General features: G+C 37.9%; 7 protein-coding genes and 1 pseudogene. All 8 read right to left on the bottom strand.

Annotation, left to right across the window (positions count from 1 at the left end):
- Nucleotides 1-13,080 carry a T9SS type B sorting domain-containing protein gene (locus tag PQO00_RS18900; RefSeq protein ID WP_274186420.1) on the bottom strand — a complete coding sequence of 4,360 codons (13,080 nt, stop codon included), beginning with the start codon at nt 13,078-13,080 and terminating at the stop codon, nt 1-3.
- A 103-nt stretch (nt 13,081-13,183) separates the two neighbouring features.
- Entirely contained in the window at nt 13,184-16,132 is a 2,949-nt protein-coding gene (locus tag PQO00_RS18895) for a type IX secretion system membrane protein PorP/SprF (protein WP_274186419.1), read from the bottom strand.
- A gap of 1 nt (nt 16,133) precedes the next feature.
- Nucleotides 16,134-17,582, bottom strand: a complete 1,449-nt coding sequence (locus tag PQO00_RS18890) for a gliding motility-associated C-terminal domain-containing protein (protein WP_274186418.1) — start codon at nt 17,580-17,582, stop codon at nt 16,134-16,136.
- A 163-nt stretch (nt 17,583-17,745) separates the two neighbouring features.
- Nucleotides 17,746-19,050 (bottom strand): hypothetical protein, encoded by a 1,305-nt coding sequence (locus PQO00_RS18885; protein ID WP_274186417.1) that lies wholly within the window; start codon nt 19,048-19,050, stop codon nt 17,746-17,748.
- A 603-nt stretch (nt 19,051-19,653) separates the two neighbouring features.
- A complete protein-coding gene (locus PQO00_RS18880) occupies nt 19,654-20,097 on the bottom strand; it encodes a hypothetical protein (protein WP_274186416.1) in 444 nt (147 codons plus the stop codon).
- A gap of 501 nt (nt 20,098-20,598) precedes the next feature.
- Nucleotides 20,599-20,712, bottom strand: a pseudogene (locus PQO00_RS18875) (hypothetical protein); the annotation flags it as partial.
- 244 nt (nt 20,713-20,956) lie between these two features.
- Nucleotides 20,957-22,417 (bottom strand): TolC family protein, encoded by a 1,461-nt coding sequence (locus tag PQO00_RS18870; RefSeq protein WP_274186415.1) that lies wholly within the window; start codon nt 22,415-22,417, stop codon nt 20,957-20,959.
- Nucleotides 22,414-22,626: a hypothetical protein gene (locus PQO00_RS18865; RefSeq protein WP_274186414.1), complete on the bottom strand. Its 213-nt coding sequence runs from the start codon at nt 22,624-22,626 to the stop codon at nt 22,414-22,416. The genes PQO00_RS18870 and PQO00_RS18865 overlap by 4 nt, the downstream gene beginning before the upstream one ends.
- Nucleotides 22,627-22,630 lie beyond the last annotated feature (4 nt).

The raw sequence follows: 22,630 nt of genomic DNA, 5'->3' as shown, positions 1-22,630 counted from the left end.
TTATCTGTAAAGCGTAAAGTGCCCAACAAATTCACGATCATCTTTTGGATCATTGAGTTTTAAAACATACCAATAATCCCCCGTTGGAAGCTCGTTGTCATTATATTTTCCATCCCACATATCACCTACACGTAATGTTGCTATTTCCCGACCATATCTATCGAAAATATCGAAAGTTAAATCTTTATATTGGGATGTGCAACCTGGCCCCCATTCATCTTGATTACCATCTCCATTTGGTGTAAAGAAATTAGAAATACATACATCTATATATTCAAAATATCTGGTAGCCGTAGCAACACAGCCGTTACTGTCTGTCACTGTGACCGTATAATCTCCAGATGCATAAATAATAAATGTATTCTCACTACCATAAGATTCATCATTAAGTGTGTATTCATATGGTTCGGCACCGCCGCTGGTTACGGCAACGATTTCATTTAATCCGCCATCCTCTAAAACAAGCGTCAGTGGATCAAATTGAGAAATATCAAAACTTTCCGTTCTCTGAATACAACCATTTGTATGTCTAGCATCTATGTAGTGGTCTAATCCAGCTGGCACATTTACAAACACATTGCTTGCTTGGTATGGCCCACCATCTAACGAATAATCCACATCGGCAGGGTTTGTTATACTAGTATCTATAGTTACTGTAACGGTATTAGTAGATAAATTACCTGTACAACCGTATTCAACACTGGCTTCAGGATTAATTCTTACCGATGCTGGGAATGTTATATTCCATTCAGACTCACAACCAAGGGCATCTCGAACATACACGATATGGTCTCCGCCTCCAAGATTTGAAAAATCAAATATGGTTTGGGTTGGACCACCAGTGGTGTAAGTGCCATTTATATCATCTAAAGCGACACTATATGGCTGTACCCCTCCTGATATATCAACACTAAATTCTCCATCCATATCGCCCTCACAAATCTCAGGAATCAACGAGTTAGGTACCAGACTTACTACGACCGGAACTGGAGAGTCAATAGTGAAACTTTCAAATATAAAACAACCCAATTCGTCCTGCGCTATGGCTTGATAATTACCAGGTGCTAGGTTTTCAAATAAAGATGTTTCAAAAAACTGATCTAATCTAGGAGAAATGGCATATCTAATCAACCCTGTTCCTCCTGATGCATTTATTTGCAACGTACCATCGTTGGCTCCTGGACAAGTAACTTCCGATGGAACAAAAGTTGCCGTTAATGGTTGAGAAGGTTCCGTAATGTCTATTCTTACAGAAGTAACCAAACAATCACCACTCTCTACCATTACTTGATAGCTTCCTGCTACAAGATCGGTGAAAACACCAGGACTGTCTTGAGTTACCGGAGTTATATCATTTCCAGATGTATCCTGTAAAGTGTAAACATAGTTACCTAAGCCACCTTGAGCTGTTGCTGTTATAACACCTGTATTATCACCAGCACAATTAATAGTTGGATTCGTAGAATCTAAATTAACTACTAAAGTTGGTAACGGATCTATTTTAATTTCGTTAGATACATTCGCATTACAACCGTTGGCATCCCTTACATAATAAACATGTGTTCCAACCCCTACCGGGAATGTCGTTGATGATGCAAATGATCCTAATGTCGTTACAAAATTTGGCGTATCGCTATACGTATAAGGTCCTGTTCCTCCAGTGGCACTTAATGTTAGCGTGGCATTTGTTAAACAAGTTTGTGAAGTCGCACTTGCTAAAGTTGTTTGTATTTGAGTAGGCTCATTTATAACAACATTAGGTGAGTTGAATACACAATTATAGCCATCGGTAACGGTCACATTATAGGTTCCTGCTCCTAAATCGGTAAATACAGGAGATGTTTGAGGCCCTGATGACGTTGCCGTAGGCGACACCATATTAAGGGTATAAGAGTAATTACTTCCCTGTCCGCCCGTCACAAGACTTACCGTAATGGTCGCATTGGTATCACCAAAACAAGACAATAAGTTTGTACTAGGGGTCACAGTCGCATCAATAGGTGCTGGAATGGTAAGTGTAATCGGATCGGAAGCTATACAGCCACCGGCATCTCTTACATTTACGGTATAAGCCCCTGCTGCCAAGTCTCTAAACGTTCCGTTTGGAGAATACGCAACGGTCGCTGCACCTGTTAATTCATACTCATAAGTACCTCTACCTCCACTGGCAACAGCTGTAATAGTCCCTGCATTGTTATCACAGGTTACGCTAGCTGTTTCTGTTGCCGTTACTATTAATGCACTAGGTGGAGAATCTATAGTAACTACATTCGATGTTGTGGTACAGAAAGGGCTTGCCGTTTCTGTTACAACTACTGTATAATTACCTCCTGATAACCCTGTAACTATCTCGGGGTTTGTGGATGTATTAGCAGCCGTAAGCCCTCTCACAGAAGTACCGGTGCTATCCAAGATATCATAATTATAAGGTCCCGTATAACCAGTAACATTAATTTCAAAAGCACCATTCGTATCAGCAAAACAAGTTACTGCTGTTGTTGCAGTTAATACCGCATCAATCGTATCAAAAGGTACTACCGTAAATGGATCTGTGATTAGGCTACAACCTGTGTCCAGATCATTTACCTGGAAATAGTAATCTCCTGGAGCAGTCACACTAAAGGTATTTGAAGCCTGTGGTGTACCACTTGGCAACATTTGATAGGTAAAGTTACCAGAACCTCCAGTAACGATGATATCGACCGAACCTGTACCATTACAATCAATAGGTGTTGCAATGGCCACTGTGGCTGCTGTTAATGTTGGTAATGGCGCTATGTTAACCGTATTGGTCGCTACACATCCATTATTATCTCTTACAAAGATATTAATGGTCTGTGGACTTCCTGTATCTATGATATCAAATGTATTTGTAGTAAAATAATTTGTACCATCTATACTATAGGTATATGGTGCGGTTCCTGTTCCTGCTCCTTCATTAATGGTCAATGTAGAGGCATTTACAGAATTATCTGGTGCACACGCATAAGGCGTTGCTGTTCCAGACACCGTTAAAAGTGTTGGTTCTGTAACAGGTACAACTGCCGTATCGAAACATCCTCTACCTGAGTTTACCCGTACGGTATAGTTTCCAGCAACCAATCCTGTAAAAATATTCGAGGTTTGCGGCGCTACTACTATAGGAGCCGTTATCTCATACGTATAAATTGGATTATCGTTACTTGCTGCTAAATTTACGGTAATTGAACCATCATTACCGCCATTACAGCTCACATTAACCACATCTGTAGTAAATGTTACTGGTGTTGCGGGAGACAATGTTACCGATACATTGTTTGTACACGAGGTTACGGTATCTGTTATTTCAACAGTATAAGTTCCTGATGGTACTCCAGAAAACACATTACCGGTTAAGCTTATGGATGCAGGATTCGGACTTATAGCATAGGTATAAGTTCCTGATCCTCCGGATGCATCTACTGTAATCACCCCATCATTGTCAAGACAACTAGGCAATGCTGTTATGGTTGGCGTTATACCTAAAGGCTCATAAATAGTTATAGGCGCACTGGTTGCCGTACAGCCATTCGCATCCCTTACTGTTACTGTATATGTTCCAGCAGCCGAAACCGTAAAGGTCCCACTAGATTGGAAACCGGTTCCTATGGAGTACTCCAAAGGCCCTACACCTGTACTACCTGTTATAGTAAATGTATATGGGTCTCCTGTTAAGTTACATTGATTCGATGCCAATGCAGGAACCGTTACCGTTGGTAATGGATCTGTTGCAATAACCACATCTATTTGTGCCGTACAGCCATTAGCATCCTGTACCCAAACATCCCAATTTACATTTGTAGCTGGATCTAAAACGGCACTAGAGCTATTTGTATAATCTCCAGGAACCGGTGCTACACCATCTTGAACAAAAGCATAAGTATACGCTGGTGTTCCATCACTTGCAGTTACCGTTACCTGGGCTCCAAAATTACAGTTTGCATTAATGTTTGATGACTCTACAAGTGTTAATATAGTAGGTTCACCAACTGGTACCGTGAACGTATCGGTACATCCAGTTGTTTCGTCTGTTACTATAATCACCTGATTACCTGCTGGTAATCCTGTTAAATTAATGGTTGTTGCAGATTGTCCTGTTACTGCTGGTGCGCCATTGATTGTGTAGCTATATGTTCCTGCAAAACTTCCGACCGTAAAGTCTACGGCACCATCCGAACCGCCATTACAGCTTACGTCATTAACCAACACTCCTGAAACCGTAATATTGGTTACCGGATCTACGGTATACGACTCTTGGTATGTACAACCATTAGCGTCGGTCACTTCAAATAAATAGGTATCTGGTGCTAATCCTGTAAATAATCCAGAAGAAGCTCCTGTTACATTACCAGTTGCACTCGCTGGTGATAAAATAGCATAAGCCAATGGACCTACACCGTCTGTTGCTGTTAAGGTAACATCACTGGTCAATGCCAAACACGTTACTGGTGTAGAAACAAAGTCCAGATCTGTTGGTGGATCCAATGCTGGTACATTCTGTACAATCGGAGCACTAAGACATCCGTTACTATCCCTAATAATAGCAGATACTGGACCAGCTACGTTTGTAGTAAATGTATTGTTTGAGGTGTAATTTGTACCACCATCAAAACTATAAGTATAAGGTGCCGTTCCTCCAGAAGGCGTAATGGTTACAATAGCTGATTGCGTGGCATTTCCAGCACCACAGGTTAATCCGTCTGTTAATGTTGCAAATCCAGTAACATCTATAGGCTCCGTAATATTTACTACAGTCGCTCCAGAATCACAGTTTTTAGCATCTCTTACCACCACATTATATGGACTACCAGCTGCATTTAATCCGTTAAATACATTTGACGCCTGGAATGTTGCACCATTGTCAATACTATACTGATATGGTGGTATGCCATTGGATGCCGTTACTACGATACTACCATCTGAACCGCCAATACAGCTTACATCGGTATGTGTCTCTGTAAGTGTTGGTGTTGTTCTTGGTGTGACTGTAATGGTGTTGGATTCTGCATCACATAGTTGCGAATCTATCACTCTAAATCGATAGGTTCCATAAGCAGCTGTAGTATAAGTCGATCCTATCGCATTATATGGACCTCCATTGACACTAACTTCAAAAGTTGTGTAAGTTCCCGTACCACCCGTTGGTGTTAACGTAATACTAGCATCTACCGTACAAGTTAAGTCCTGTGTCATATTAGCATCCAATAACAATTGAGGCTCTACAACATACGATGTTGAGGCGATACAACCGTTACCGTCCTGGATACTTAACGTATACGTTCCCGGGGCATTAATTGTAAAGTTTGGACTCGCTTGATATGCACCTCCAATACTGTATGTTGCCGAGGCTGTAGAAGTTGTTCCCGTTATAGTAATATTGAAAGGAGTCCCTGTAAAACATTGCTGAGCTACTGGGTTAATTGTTGGGTCTGGATCTCTTACAATGGTTTCATTAAGTGTGACTTCACAACCATTTGCGTCTCTAACCACAATATCCCAATTTGTTCTTATGGTATCGTCTAGATTAAGGACGTTATTCGGGTCAAAATCAGCTGGAAATGTTGGTGAAAAACCTGGGGCTCCAGCCGCATATTGATACGGACCTGTTCCACCTGTTGTTGTAATGGTAAGCTGTGCTCCTGTATTACAATTAGCATTTATATTACTGGTAACTGATGCACTAAGAGGCTGAATTGGTTGCGTTATTTGAAAAGCATGACTAGCAGGACATTGTGTCCCTGATGCTTCTGTAACCTGTAACACATAACTTCCTGCCGGTAGCGTAGTAATGTTTCCAGAAACGGGTCCTCCTGCCGCTCCAGTTAGCGTTCCATTGATAGCAGGCGTAACTGGTAACAAAGAAAGCGCATCCAAAATTATATAATCTATATCCGTAACGGTTGGATCATAATTTTGAACTGTAAAATTCAATGTCCCGTTTGAGCCACCATTACATGTAACATCTGTACTTGTTGTACCTGTAATTTGGATAGTAGATGGTGCATTAGGGGTTAGTATTTCTAAAATAGAAATACAATTATTAACATCCTCTACTTGTAAGAAGTAAGTGGTATTATGAAGCAATCCTGTAAAGGTATAAGTCGGGCTAGCCTGAGGCGGTGATGCCGTTGCTGGTTGTCCAAAAATTGAAAATACATACGGTGCTATCCCTCCTGTAGTTGTCACTGTATAATCGACACCCGTAGCACAAGTGTTAGAGTCTACAAAACCATCTAATGTTAAAATTGGAGGTGTTTCTATTCTTTGAATGCCACTATTATATTCACATCCGTTGGCATCTACTACGGTGATATAATAATCACCAAAGGTCAATCCTAGAAAATCATAGGATGTTGCTGCTGTTGGTCCCGATGTTGCCAACTGATTAAAACTGGTATCATAAAGCGTATAAACAAACGATGCTACCCCACCAGAGTTAATTGTTGCCGTAAAACTACCAAGGGTATTTATATTACACACTATAGGTGTCGAGGTTATAGTAACATCTATCAGCGCTGGATCGTTTAATATAATCGTTCCTGTGGCATCACAACCTTTACTATCCCTTACAACATAATCGTAATTACCCGCAGTCAAACCTCCAAATACATTCGATGACACAAAAGTTGTTCCTGCATCAATACTATAAGTAAAAGGGGCTTCTCCTGTTAATGCTGTTAAAGTAATAGATCCATCTGAAAAACCATTACAAGTAGGGTCTACTGATGCTTCTGAAACGGTTACTGGCACAATAGCATTGGTTGTAACAGTACTTGTTTCTACAGTACAACCATTCGCATCCGTAATTTCGAATTGATGTGTGCCTACAGTAGCTGTCGGATAAGTAAATGTGGTCCCTGCAAACGCAATGGGGCCTCCTGAATAACCGCCTCCATTTGTGTTGACTCTATAAGCAAAAGGAGCATTACCTCCAGACACCGTTATATCCATGGATGCATCGGTTGGCACCGAACATGTTAAATCTTTCGTTAAAGTGGCACTTGCTGCAAGTGGCGCAAAAACCTCTGTTGTTGTGGCACTAGTTGCCGTACAACCGTTTCCGTCTCTAATGGTTACGGTATAAGTTCCCGGTGCATTTACTGTAAATGTTGAACTGGCTTGATAAGAAGCCCCGCCATTTATACTATATTCCAATGGTGCGACACCTGTTCCTGTTACTGTAAAAGTAAAGGCAGAGGTTACCATACATTGGTTTGATGGTATTGCAGGCGTCGTTACCGTTGGTAGCGCATCACTAACCACCGATACGGTATTCATGGTAATACAACCATTTATGTCCCTTACATATACATCCCAATCCAAATCTGCACCAGAATTTGTATCCACAGTCACAACATTACTTGGACCATATGCTACGGGAGCAGGATCGCCAGTTATAACGGCAGCATACATATAACCTGGTGTACCTCCTGCTGCTGTAACCGTAATTTGTGATTCATCATTAGAACAAAACACACTAGTTGATGTGGTACTAAATGTTAATGGGTTTGCCGGTTCCGTAACTGTTACCGTAAACGTATCTGTACATCCTGTGGTTTCGTCTGTTACAACAATGATCTGATCTCCAACTGGCAAACCAGTTAAATTAATGGTTGTTGCCGATTGTCCCGTTACTGCTGGCGCCCCATTAATGGTATAGCTGTACGTTCCTGCAAAACTTCCAACCGTAAAATCCACGGCGCCATCTAGACCTCCATTACAGCTTACATCATTTATTAATGTTCCAGTGACTACAATATTTATAACAGGATCTACCGTATAAGTCTCTTCATAATAACAACCATCGGCATCTGTAACCCTAAACGTATAGGTGTCTGGTGCCAATCCTGCAAAAACACCTGTGCCATTGGAAGTCGCAGAAGCTGCTGGTGCCGTTATTTCGTAAGTAAGAGGCGCTACGCCTGTTCCTGCCGCTTCGGTTACCGTAACAGTACTTGTTGTAGCTGTACATGTTATAGGGTTACCAATAATAGAACCGGATGTTGGCGGATTTAATGCCGTTATAACAACAGCGTCATTAAACACACAACCTTGGGCATCTCTTACCGAATAATTAATCGTTTGGTCCGAACCATTATCTGTGACATCGAAAGTATTGGTCGCACTATAACCAGATCCATTAAAACTGTATTGGTACGGGGCCGTACCAGTTCCAGCAGTAGTCGTAACCGTTATCGTACCAGGTTGGCTTGCATTAGTCACGCTACAGCTAAATGGTGTTGTTACCGCTGCTGTTGCTGCTAAAGCTGATGGCTCTGTTAATGTTATCGAACCATTAAAAATACATTCTTTACTATCCCTTACCTGATATGAATAGGTACCAGCAATTAAGCCTGTATATAAGGATGTGGCCGTAAAGGCACTTCCATCAAAACTATATTCATAAGGACCTACACCTCCTGCGGGGGTTATTTGCACCGAACCATCTGCAGCACCATTACAAGTTGGATTCACCGAAGTTTCAGTAGCCGTCGGGTTTGTTATCGGAGTAATTGTAACGACATTAGATTCTGCCTGACATCCCTGTGCATCGGTTATTCTAAATCGGTAATCTCCCGCTATTGCGGTTAAATAATTAAATGGTGTTACCACAGATCCTAATGGACCATATGCTCCTCCATTTAATGACAATTCATAAGTATATGGCGATGTCCCTCCAGAAATGGTACCTGTTATTACAGCATCTGGCGTTGCGGAACAATCTAAATCTTTAGCCAAGACCGTACTTACTGTTAATTCTGGAGCTATGGTCTGTGCCGGTAAAGTAAATGTACATCCATACGCATCTCTTACTATAATAGTATAGGTTCCGGGAGTTAGATTAGTAAAAGTGTTACTAGATCCAAAAGGGCCTCCATTAATATTGTATTCATAAGGCGTTTGTCCTCCAGAAGCAGTGGCAACCAGTGTTGCTGCATCTACTCCATCATAACAAAGGTCTCCGCCTATAGTAGCTGTTGGTGGTGTTGACGTACTTAAAACAAAGGTGTCGGTCGCCGTACATCCATTTGCATCCGTAACTGTTACCGTATAAGTTCCCGCCTGCGTTAAATTTGCAAACGTATTGCTTCCTTGTGGCCCTAAAACGGTGGTATCTGGTTGTGTAAGCGTAAAAGTATTGCCGCCCCAACCTCCTGTGGCATTAATAACGACACTGCCATCTACGTTACAAGTAATAGGTGACTCCGTTGCCGTAACACTTAATGATACGGATGGTTCATTTACTGTTACAGAGGCTGTTTCCTGACAATTTGTAGCAGTGTCCGTTACAAGAATTGTGTACGTTCCAGCTCCCAAGCCTGTCAAATCAATAGGAGATGTTCCTACTGTGGAAGCCCCTCCATTAATGGTATAAGTAAAACCTGTTGATCCCGAAACCGTAAATCGAACGGCACCGTCTGAAGCACCTACACAAGTAACATCATTTATCAATTGATCTAAGACGCTTAATGCTGGTAGTGGGTCAATAGTATAAGATTCACTATAAGTACAATTATCTGCATCCCTTACCTGGAAGGTATAAGTTCCTGGTGCTAATCCAGCAAAAACATTTGAGGCCTGATATGCCGTAGCTGATCCTGCCGGTGCTGTTATTTGATATTCCAATGCTCCTGAACCACCTGTAGTTCCAGTAATGGTTACGTCAGATGTATTTGACGGACAAGTTAAAGCAGTATGACTAAAAGTTAAATCTGTTGGTGGGTTCAATGGATCTATAGTAATAGGCGGTGCTACAAGTGTACATCCATTGTCATCTCTTATAGTAACTGTATAAGTACCATCTGTTAATCCTGAAAATGTTAGACCAGCTTGAAAAGTAACCCCATCAATACTGTATGTATAGGGAGCGGTCCCACCTGAAACTCCGGAAACCGTTATAACTCCATCCGAAATACACGTATAAGGTGTGGTTAATGTCGCTGTTCCAGTTATTGGTGAAAGCTCTATAATGCTAATGGTTTGAGGTGCCGTAACACACACATCCGGTCCTGTAGTGTATTCAACAACGACTTCATAATTTCCAGCAGCTAGCCCTGTAAAATTAGGCGAATTAAAGAATGTAGCACCATTATCAATACTATATCGTAAACTATTTCCGTTAGCATTCGTGACATTAACGTTTATTTCTCCAACATTACCTGAGCCTGCACATAAAATATCGGTCTTGGTAATATTAAAATCCGGTGGCAATATAGCATTTACCGTTATTGATGTATCAACAAAACAGTTATTAGAATCAACCACCCTAATATTGTATGTTCCTGCAGCAGTTACAGGAATTTGTGGTAGCGTTTGAAAAACGGTCGTACTATTAACAAAATAGAAATAAGGAGCTGTTCCGCCTACGGGATATACAGTAATCTCACCATCTGTACAGGTCAATGGGCTTGTTAAAGCCGCAGTGGCCGTTAATAATGGTGGCTCTGTTATCGTTATATCTCCTGAGTAAGCACAACCATCGTCTGTGGATACATTTATGGTATATGTTCCAGGGTTTAGGTTCGCAAACGTATAATCACTGGCGGTTATGGGGCCTACACTATTTATTAATGTGCCTCCGTCGTAAATTGAGTAATAATACTGCGGACGAACATCATTGGCCGCGATTAATACACTTCCTTGTCCGCCATTACAATAAGGTTGTGTAATAGCTGTTGAAACGGTAAAATTTCTTTCTCTTATTTGAATATTCGGTACGGTAAAGATACATGGATTAGGTGTCACCCCAATTTGTCTAATATAAACAGTATAAATGCCTGCAGTCGTAATAGAGAACATATTACTTGGCTGGAAATTCACATTATCAATACTATATTCATAACCACTAGGAACATCTCCTACAATAATTTCTCCCGGTGTTGTACAAATAATATCATTAGTTGTGGCCGTAGGTACCAAAACGTTTTCATAAACATTGAAATAAAATTGATTAAAACAACCACCAGTATAATTTAGTGTCAATCTATATTGACCTGCCGTATCTATCAAATAATCCGGTCCTGTTTGAACTTGGTTCCATGTACAAGAAACCTCTTCATTGGCACACCTAATATCGGGAACTGCAGCACAACTTGTGTCATCCAACCGTTCCCAAATTATTGAGGATGTATCCGTAATATTTGTATCAATAAACCTGGTATCATTCGCACCACACATAAAAATATTAGGCAGCTCTTTTCCATCATTAGGACATGTAACTACCTGATCTGCAAATGGAATCAAAGGGTTGGTAACACCCGCTCCATAGGTAATAACATTAAATATCTGATCGATGGATTGACAAGGCGCTGTTGCTGTATTGCGAACATAATACGTCCCAGGGGTGGTCACTGTTATAGATTGTGTGGTTCCTATTACCGGAGTTCCAGAAGGACTTGTGGACCATGAGTATGTGTCGTAGTCGGCTCCTGCCGTTAATACGACATTATCACCACAGAGTATAACGTCTTCTTCAAACGTACAATTAATATCTGCCAAAAAGTTAGTAGCTCCCGGTGTAATTAAACACCCTGTATTGGTGCTATAACTTGGGTCGTCTGAAATAACAAACAAAGGGTTTAATGTTCCTCTATATGTTGAAAATGCCTGATTGCTTACAATGTTATCACATGCATTATTCAACAAACTACATTCTCTTACCACCGTCACTTTAAAACGAATTTCCAGCACAGGATCGTTTTCCTCAACTACAGAATCGTCTATGGCAAAAATAAGTTCCCTGGTTGTTGGATTATAACTTTGCACAGTAATCCCGGGTGGCAATAAGCCCATATCTGCGGGGTAATCAAACTCAATATTTCTTGGAAGGATATCTCTAATCGTAAGTCCTGTAGCGTCGTCATTTCCTGTATTTTGAAAACCTATAATATAATTTAATTCCTCTCCAAGACCTACCAATCCGCCTCCAATATTGTTTCCCGAAGCATCCTCAACGGTCTTGGTAAGTACCATATTAGGTGCAATAATATCAACCGCAAAAGCGAAGAAATAGGGAAAATAAGTATCTCCAGTAGATTCCAAACGTACTGTTGCACTTGTATCATCATTGTCAATAACACCATTACTTGGATTGGGAACAGCCAATATACCTGTATCAAACCCTAGAGCATTACTACTATTAGGTTGCCTAGTAACCGGTCCAGTGACCGAACTATTAAAAAAGTTATCTGAAGCGCGGTTCAAATCTGATAAACTAGTGCCATTTATTCTTAATCGATCTCCTGTAATTGGTTTATCGCCTTCTAAGGCTGCAAATGCAAAATTGGCTCTTACTGGCGCTGGTGCCGGTACTGTTCTAAATCCAGAAACAGCCACATCCACCGTAGGATTATTGGCACTGGTAATGGTACTAAATCCATCAAAACTAGTAATTGATTTACCTGGGTATGATGGATTTTGATAAACTATAAATAAAGACCAACCTGCAGAATATCCTGTACCGTTTCTGGGGCTAAACGTATCTGTTTGTCCTTCAGCCGATGATACATTTGCAACGGTATAGGTTCCTTGGTCGGTTCCTAATGCTCTTATTATATTGGTGACATCCGCATAACATGCGTATGGAAAACTATTACCTCCATCTACCGACGTGCTTCCTGCATCAAAAATAACATCATCTGCCACAATATCATTATAGCCACCTGATGGTCCCCTTAATTTTACATTGTTAATAGATTCAGAACCACTTGTAACCGCACTCCAATAGAGACCTGCATGTACAATTTCATAACAATCATTGGCTGCGGCGGGAATATTAGGATTAATAGGTATTGCCAAATCCGCACTCGACGAACTAAACGTTGTTGCATCTGAATCAATGTCAATATACCTCATATCAACCGTATGGTTGTATGTTGAGTTATTATTGAAATCATTGTTATCTGGTCCCAAAATATTATTACCTATCAGAACGATATCACCCTTCAAATCTTGATTAAATCTGGGTGTGAAGGGCACTTGATTTTGAGCGAATAATTGTAAACTGAACAAAAATATCAGTAGAACAATTAGTTCTTTTTTAAAAATAGTAGGTTTTTTCATAATAGTTTATATTTGATGCTTCTTTATCCTCATTAGTATGGGGCTCAATCAGATAAAGTATAGCTAGGCTAATTTTGTTACATATTCTTAATTATTTTCTTTCTTAATTTTCAATTTTAACCATTGACATTTTTCCATTATATGGTTTGTCACCTTTAGCTTGTAAAGCTTTTGTTGCTTGTTCTACGCTATTAAACTTTTGATAATAAATAAAATATTTACTAGTGTTTTCATCGTAGAAGAAGTTTATATCTGATCGTCCAGCAGATACTGCTTTCTTTACAAACTCATCTCTTTTATCAACATCACTATGTACAGCAAGCACTAAATAATAACCGCTTTCTGTATTTTTAACATCTTTTACAATTTTTATGTTACCGCCCTGCTTTTCTCCAAAATCAAAATCTTCTTCTTTAAGTGGCACAGAACTTACAGGTGTACTTTGCTTGATTCTATTTAACGTAGCCACATCTTTTGAATACCTGTCATCTGCATTATCGTAAGCTGCACGTTTAATTCTTCGTTTTCTCTCTATTTCTGTAGCTATATTAATTTTATCTAGTGCAGACATTAAATTTTCTCTTGATCTTAAAGCCTGTATCTGTTCTGATTTTAATCTTTCCAGCATTTTCAATTCAGTCGGATCAATCGAACCTTCATATTGTTTTTCCAGTGCTTCAATTCTTTCATTTCGGGTATTAATAACACCATCCAACTCTGATTTCAAGGATTCTAAAGCAGCATTTTCTGCTGTAATACTTTTAAAAGGTCTTGGTGCTTTAAAAATACCTTTTTCACCTAAATCATTTTCTTCTTTTAAATCCTTAAGATCTTGATCTCTACTAGCGACGGTTTCGTCTAACCTTGTCAACAAATTATTCATTGTTTTGGTAATATCCGCTACTGGTGATTTTGCTCTTTCTTCTTCTTCGGCTTTAGCTTTCGCCTCGGCTTCTGCTTTCAACCTAGCTGCTTCGTCTGCTTTGGCCTTCGCCTCGGCTTCTGCTTTCAACCTAGCCGCTTCGTCCGCTTTGGCCTTCGCCTCGGCTTCTGCTTTCAACCTAGCCGCTTCGTCCGCTTTGGCCTTCGCCTCGGCTGCTGCTTTCAACCTAGCTGCTTCGTCCGCTTTGGCCTTCGCCTCGGCTGCTGCTTTCAACCTAGCTGCTTCGTCCGCTTTGGCCTTCGCCTCGGCTTCTGCTTTCAACCTAGCTGCTTCGTCCGCTTTGGCCTTCGCCTCGGCTGCTGCTTTCAACCTAGCTGCTTCGTCTGCTTTGGCCTTCGCCTCGGCTTCTGCTTTCAACCTAGCTGCTTCGTCCGCTTTGGCCTTCGCCTCGGCTGCTGCTTTCAACCTAGCTGCTTCGTCTGCTTTGGCCTTCGCCTCGGCTGCTGCTTTCAACCTAGCTGCTTCGTCCGCTTTGGCCTTCGCCTCGGCTGCTACTTTCAACCTAGCTTCTTCGTCTGCTTTGGCCTTCGCCTCTGCTTCTGCTTTCAACCTAGCTGCTTCGTCTGCTTTGGCCTTCGCCTCTGCTTCTGCTTTCAACCTAGCTGCTTCGTCTGCTTTGGCCTTCGCCTCGGCTGCTGCTTTCAACCTAGCTGCTTCGTCTGCTTTGGCCTTCGCCTCGGCTGCTGCTTTCAACCTAGCCGCTTCGTCTGCTTTGGCCTTCGCTTCGGCTGCTGCTTTCAACCTAGCCGCTTCGTCTGCTTTGGCTTTTGCCTCGGCTGCTGCTTTCAACCTAACTTCTTCGTCCGCTTTGGCTTTTGCCTCGGCTGCTGCTTTCAACCTAGCTGCTTCGTCTGCTTTGGCTTTTGCCTCGGCTGCTGCTTTCAACCTAGCTGCTTCGTCTGCTTTGGCTTTCGCCTCGGCTTCTGCTTTCAACCTAGCTGCTTCGTCTGCTTTGGCTTTCGCCTCGGCTGCTGCTTTCAACCTAGCTGCTTCGGTGGCAGCTGTTCTTTCTTTAGCTCTTTCTTCTGCGGCTTTAGCTCTAGCTTCTGCTTCGGCCTTAGCTCTAGCCGATGCTGCTGCCCTTTCTTCAGCAGAAACTTTTGGTTTAGCTGGCGCTTTTCTCCTAACTATAGGACGCCTTGTTCTTTTAGCAGGAATAATGATTGAATTTTCTTCATCATCTCCACTATATCTGTATCTATATCTATTTTTAAATTTATAAGCTAAAGTAATATCATGAGAGTTTCCAAAATCCACCAAGTCTCCCATAGCTTTTTCAAAATTATACTCTATGGAGATTTGGGTGCTTATATTGAGCCCCAATCCACCAGATAATCCATATAAAGTGTTATATCCTACTTGCGCCCAAACACCTTTAGGGACAGTTAACATAGCTATACCAGAAAGCACTGTTTTTTCTTTTTTGAATTCTGATCTAATTAATCCAGAAAACTTACTTTCGTCAAAAAAACCACGACTATTAACATAACCTGTATACATAACATGTGCCTGAATACTTTGCTCAGGATCATCCTCGACCATTTTTGATGTTTTTAGATTGTATAAGACAGCATTATTAATTGACAACCCAAAATCAAAAAAATCGATACCATAATTTATTCCCGGATTTACGGTCAATAAAGAGTTTGAAGGTATATTATCTAATGACGGATCTGGAAAATTTGTTACTATTTTACCTTCGTTCAAACCACTTTTGTAAAATCCCAGATTCATACCAAAGGTTAAATTGCTATACCTGTCTAAAACAACATTGTAAGCAAAATTTAAGATACCTCCAAAGGTGGTCAATACGCCATAATTTTGTTGAAATAATCCCACGCCAACACCTATGTCTTCTCTAAACCTTCCTGAATAACCAAATAAATATGTTTGTGGAGCATCTTCAAACTGAACCCACTGTCTTTTATTATTAAAACTAATATATCTGTTTTGTTCTCTTACAAAACTAAAGGTAGGATTTATAATGTATCTATTAAATTTCAAAGAATTCCTAACAGGTAGCGTAAACGAAACAACTCCATCTTCTTGAGTATGGAATTGCTGCATAAAACATAAGAATATAACGATATTTAATAAATATTTTTTCACACTATTTTATTACCGTTATTGAACCTTTTTTTGTTTGTTGGGATTCAGTTGTTATTATATAGTAGAAGACTGGATTTACATCTGTAAAATCCAATGTTTCCACAGGCCAATTATTCTGATAATCATTTGTTTGAAATACTATTTCTCCTTGTGAACTAATCAACGTAATTTCTGTATTTGTGCCACTTGTATAAGCTTGAGGAATTACCCAAGTATCATTTATACCATCACCATTGGGGCTTATTAAATTAGGTATGTTTTCAACATCTGGAAAGGTATCCTGTATTACAAAAAGATATTCTTTTGATGATATGCATCCCGTAGTTTGCTTAATAATCGCTTTATAATTACCAACTTGTGTTGCTTCATAAGTATTATTAGTAGCTCCCGCTATTAAAGATTCATTTAAATACCATTCATATTCAGGGCTGTTAGCTGTGTCTGTAAGGGTTACGGTCAACGAACCACTAGCTGGCATTAAGTTTATAGCTGGCGCTTCGGGAATATCAATACTACTTGTAAATTGATTGGCATCCAAATCTATGGATGCGCTTGTTGAACAACTCCCTAAAGAGACATTTACAGCGTATACTCCAGACTCATTCGTTTCGTAGGTACGATTTATCGCGCCATCGATCTCATTACCATCTTTAAACCATTGATAATCGGAACCGGATGTTGCTGTTAAGGTTGTTAAGCCTTGACTAGAACAAAATGGATTTCCTAAACTAGAGTTTATACTACTGGTACCACCAGAAGTTGCCTGGCTTACTGTTACTCTGTTGGAAAATGAATTTGAAGTACAGCTTCCATAATTTGTTTCCACAAAATAAGTACCTTCTTCGCTTACTTCTAAACTTGCTCCTTCTGCAACAAAAACAGATGTGGTCGGGCTTGTTTCCTTAAACCAATTAAATGTAAGTGAAGGATATTGTAAAGGAGAATCGTTATCTCCTGTCCCTGGGTTATCTATTGTTAATAAGTAGCTTCCCCCAGCACAGTAAACACCTGTATCGTTTAAATTATTGATTGAAAAAGGGGTGTCTTGAATTTTATAGTATGCTGGAAAGGCGTTTGAACCACTACTTGTCGAACCTGGTGAGGTACTTTTAATTCTAATCTTATATGCTTCTCCCGCAGTTGTAGTGGGTATAGAAAAAGGAATGGTAGCTGGCGAGCTTGTAATTTCACCAGCCGTTGAGGTATAAATTACTTCAGGACTTGAAAAGCTCCCGGTATCATCTGAAAGTTCAATTATAAATTGATTGGAAGCTATATTTATTAATCCTTCTTCAAATTCAAATGTAGTATTATAGGTATTAAAAGAAGGGCTGGCACAAGCCTGGGTAAAGCCTAAACCAGGTTTATGTACTATTTGTGCACCTGTATGCCCAGCCACAAACAAAAATACAACAACAACGACAATATTAATAATAGTAAAATTTCGCATACGATATCATTCTCTTTAGTTAATAAAACTTTTTAGAAACAATTATCGTTCTAACAATGATACTATTAGAATTGAAAATCACCTTGTTGTAATAATTGTCGGTTGGTTATTTAATAAAAAGAACTCTTTATAGGTTTAGGGAAAACTAATAAAATTTCTTATTTTAATTTTTACTATTGGCTGCTATTATTTTATTGATACGTAATCTATAGTCAGGTCTTTTATTATTCTTCAAATCAATGAATGTTTCCGAATTCTGACTTTTTGCGTATACGTTATAAAAAGATCTGTTACCATACCAATTCTCTAAATCCTCATTATTGGAGTTATATTCTTTAAAAATATTACCATTACAATTGTTGAAATACATATCAACAAATTTAATTTTTTCCAAATTCTCTTGATTAATCGTTATTTTATCATCCAGTATTACTGCTGGGTTAAATCCAGAAATAACACTTTTATTGATATCAAGCGTTGCATTTTCACCTATGAAAATAGCCTCTTTAATCAAGCCCATTTTAATGTGAGAACTTAAATCATTACTATCATTAAATAAAGTCAAGTTTTTAGCAACTACCGAAGTTCCTTCCTTAGTGAAATCAACTTCTTCTTTTTTATCATATGAAGTAATTTGTAAACATGTTGCACCAGCACTACTAGTTGCATATGGAGATCGAACAGCTAATGAATTCTCTAAGTTTGATTGTGCTCCTAAATTAAACTTAAAGTCATTACTGTTAGAGCAGTAAGAAACCGCCTTAAGCAAATTAACATTTCCTCCTAGTATTTCAAAAGAATCTCCTTCGCAATAACTTACCATAATATTTTCCAATACTGTTTCGCTTCCTACTCCAGCTAATAATATGCCATCAAAATTAAATCCTTTTCTTAATTTTCTTCCCGCGTATTCTATTCTTACATATTTTAATACTCCAGAATTGCTATTTGTATTCGTTCCACCATAGTTAGTATATCTATAAGAAGATGAATCAAGGTTTGCATATTGTGATGCTATAGAACCATTTCCAAATTTATTAGTTGGAGCGTCCCCTAATAAAATCAAACCTCCCCAGTCACCTGGTTTTTTAACACTTCTATTAGAAGTAAACACTATGGGGTCTGTCTCCAAACCTTCTGCTATTATAGTTGCTCCTTTAGCAATAGTTAAAGATCCTTTTGTTTCAAAATCTCCAATAATTACAGTTCCTGGCTCTATAGTAAGTGTTGTACTATCTGTAACAAAAACATTACCTAATAATAAGTAAGTGTCTTTCTTATATAATTTAGTGTCTGTAGAAATATTACCTGTTAGTATTTGGCTCGGTTCTCCATAATCTATTCTTTTAGGATCAAAATCCGTCCAATTATTTAGCCAGTTTTCCGTACCTATTATTCCTTTTTCCTGCTGAGCTGATGCACTTCCTATTATTAGAAACAACATCATGATTTGGGTAATTTTTTTCATAACGATTAATATTTACTATATGTTTAGTTCAAATCTACAATTATTCATAATTAAATTCCACAAAAAGCCAATAAATTCGATGAAATGCACATTTTGAAAAGAATTAACTTACAAAATTATTCGATATAATGCATATACTTCTTTTAATAACCCTATATAAATAGAATCTTAATGTGATTTGGCATAAATTTTATTGAACGTATTTTCAACTTTTTACTTAAGCGAAAAGCCATGCTTTTATTTCTAGATGAAATCTTTCTACAAAACATAGCATCATACCATATAATAAAAAGATAAAATACGGAAATAAAATAACCAGATCCTTTTCCAAAATGGAAGGGATTATGATAATAAACCATAAAAAATCAATGAGATCTTATCGATAAAATTCTTATATAAATTTAAAACAAAAAAAGAAAAATCTATAATACTATAATGACTTTGTTTATGTATTATTTCTGCTAAAAAGCGTACTTAATAAATAAACTCACCACAAAATAGACAAAAGGTTTAACTTGAATTTTAGTTTTTAGACCTTAATATTCAATGAAATTTATACTAATTATTTATCAAACAACAAATAACTGTATGAGCAAATGGTTGTTAACGAAATTCACTGTATTGGTGCAGTGCCTTCATGGTATCTTCATAAAATATGATCGCCGCTATTAAGTTACTTTTATCCGAATAGGGCAACATCGTCCTTTGAAAATTAAGAGTTGTTTCCAGAAATGCATCCGAAGCTTCAAATTCGTCTTCCAGGGTCTCTCTATTATCTTTTGTATTAGGAATACCTAAAGTAGACATGGTCACACCTGGTTTTGTTGCAAATGCTATGTAAGGTAAAGTTTTAACCAGAAGTTTTATTCTCTCAATATAAAGTTCTAATAATTGACCTTTTTGCATGCGATCCAACTCATCCTTGTCATGGTATTTTTTTATACCTACTTTTTCACTGATAATGCTTTTTGGAGCATCTTTTTGGGCAAAGCTTGCTCCTGTTATTAAAAATAAACTAAGACTAAAAAATATAATTTTCATTTTCATATTACAAATTTTCTTGATTATGAATAACAAAACTATGCAATTTATCTTAAAAAACAACATTTTAACCGATTTTTTTGCATTTTATCCTGAATTTTATCAAAAACTATAGTATAACAGTGTGTTACGATTACATAATATAAGGTGAAAATGAAAAATTTTTATTCCCAACACAGAATATATTATGCTAACACATAATGATTTAATATTTATATGCCCAAATTTTGATAGAAACCTAAAGACTTTATTAAAATATATATACACTAAGGACATTGCTTATCTTAGGCTATAGGAATTTATTTACAAATAACCAAAAGTGCCCATTTATTGTTCTTGTCGTTTTGATGTGATAAAGTTTATAGACTTAAAAACTAATATGCCAAATCAATAATTATGCTATCAGCGTATATTTCCCCATAGGTGTACATACGATCGACAACTATCCTTCCTTTTAAGACTTTATTAATTAAACAGGTGTTAATAACAAACAATGTATGTATTTCCCTAAAGTAATCCGGAAGTATAGCGCATGGGTTCCGATAATATAATAACTGCTTCTGGTGCATCATTTGAGTTTTTTACTATTAGTGGATACATGCCATTTAACGAATTAAATAAAAATGAGGGGTTATCTGATTTTTAAGTGAGCTCTAATTCCGAGACATTTTTTTTGAGCTTCGAGATCCTTTTAGACAGTGTCATTCCTTATCCATGCTTCATAAATTTTAATTGCTGCACCTAACACTAAGAGCATTTAAGGAAAATAAAAGAAGAAAAACTTTAAATGAGTTCTTTATGAAAAACCAGTGATAATTATAGTTTTGGATTTGTTTTTTTTTGAAACATCATGAGGTTTATAGAACTAAAGCCCTCTATAATAATCTAAAATTTTCACTCGTAACAAATATTCATACCTAGCTTTATTTAAATTAAGCTGAGCGGTATCCATATTATTTTTACTAGTTATATATTCTACAATATTCGACACCCCATTTTTAAATCGAACTTCATTTATTCTATATGATTCTTTGAATGACGCTACTTGATCCAATAAAATATGATATCTACTAAATGCAGATTCCATGTTATTGTATGCTTGTTCTATAGCTTGTTTAAAAAGTAATTTTGTATTCTCTAGTTCTAACTGGGTTTCCTCTAATTTTATTTTTTGTAATTGTACCAAGTTTTTTGCTTTAAAACCATTAAACAAAGGAATTCTCACCGAAAGACCGACAACAGAATTAAGATTGTTATCAAATTGGTCTTCGTAACTAATTTTACTTCCAGCAAATTGTCTTTCGTTTTGAAGCACTGGATAATCTTGATTTGCAATGGTCACAAAATCTCCTGTTTCGGTTATACTGCTTCCTGTTTCGGTAAATACTTCTGCGGCACTTGAATAATTGGTATTTAATTGACCGAAAACAGATATTTCTGGATAATACCCCGATCGTGTTACCTTGATACCACTATTGACAGCATCAATACGAAATTGTTTTGATTTGAATGTTGCAAGATTTCGTAAGGCTTCTTTATATACATCGTTTGCCGAAAGTGCATATTCATCAGATGCAATCAATCCAGAAATATTTTCAAAATCTTTTTCCGAATCCAAGTCTATATTCAGCAAAGTTACAAAGTCTAAGATTGCTGATTTAAAATTATTTTCTGCCTCAACAATATTAACTTTATCGATGGCATACTGCCCTTGCATATCGGTATAATCTACCGGATTCCCAATACCTTCATCATAATGTGTTTTTAATCTTTTTAATTGGGTTTCAGTGGTTACTAATCGTGATCTAGAAAGCTCTAATTGATCCCTGCTATTAAGAATTTGAATGTATCCAACGGTAACCTGAAGGATTAAATTTTGTCTAGCTTCTTCCAATGCCATCTCAGAAGCTTTTAAATTAAGCTTGCTCTGCTTAATACTATTTAACACTCTAAACCCATTAAAAACAGTGGTACTTAAATTTACACCAAGCGAAGAAAAGGTAAGCTCTTGATTACTATAACTATTTGTAAACGGATCTATGCTCCTACCATTACTAACCCCGATATTATAATTGGCATTAAGAGTAGGTAGCAACTGGTTTATTGATTGCTTATAATTAACCTTTGATGATTTTGTTTCAAGACTAGAGCTTTTTAAATCGTTATTATTTTCTAAAGCCAATGCAATACAGTTCTCTAAGGTAAATGAAAACTGCTGATTATTTTGAGCAAACCCTACGCTAAAAAAAATATTCCAAACAAAAATCCATATTATATTTTTTTTTATCCTTATTAATAGATAGCTTTTATAATAAGTCTGTATCATACTAGTTTGTCATTTTTTAAGTTAGTAAACTTATGTTCTTCAACATCAATAATGATAAAATCTTCCTGAGCCCCAAGGTGATGTTTTAATGAGCTTTTTGTAATTGAAAATGCCAAACAATACTTATCTCCCAAAGTGTTATTAGGTATATAAACATCTATATCTCCATCTAAAGATTTAAGTGTCTCAATAAGTTTTTTTACCTTCATTCTA

Source organism: Flavivirga sp. 57AJ16, from assembly GCF_028736925.1.
In the GTDB taxonomy this organism is placed as follows: Bacteria; Bacteroidota; Bacteroidia; order Flavobacteriales; family Flavobacteriaceae; genus Flavivirga.
The sequence above is the reverse complement of the archived record's forward strand: the minus strand, read 5'-3'. Positions and strand labels throughout refer to the sequence as shown.

Coding starts and splice junctions, on each gene's coding strand:
- PQO00_RS18900 (WP_274186420.1), bottom strand. CDS start 13,080: ATGAAAAAACCTACTATTTTTAAAAAAGAACTAATTGTTCTACTGATA.
- PQO00_RS18890 (WP_274186418.1), bottom strand. CDS start 17,582: ATGCGAAATTTTACTATTATTAATATTGTCGTTGTTGTTGTATTTTTG.
- PQO00_RS18885 (WP_274186417.1), bottom strand. CDS start 19,050: ATGAAAAAAATTACCCAAATCATGATGTTGTTTCTAATAATAGGAAGT.
- PQO00_RS18880 (WP_274186416.1), bottom strand. CDS start 20,097: ATGAAAATGAAAATTATATTTTTTAGTCTTAGTTTATTTTTAATAACA.
- PQO00_RS18870 (WP_274186415.1), bottom strand. CDS start 22,417: ATGATACAGACTTATTATAAAAGCTATCTATTAATAAGGATAAAAAAA.
- PQO00_RS18865 (WP_274186414.1), bottom strand. CDS start 22,626: ATGAAGGTAAAAAAACTTATTGAGACACTTAAATCTTTAGATGGAGAT.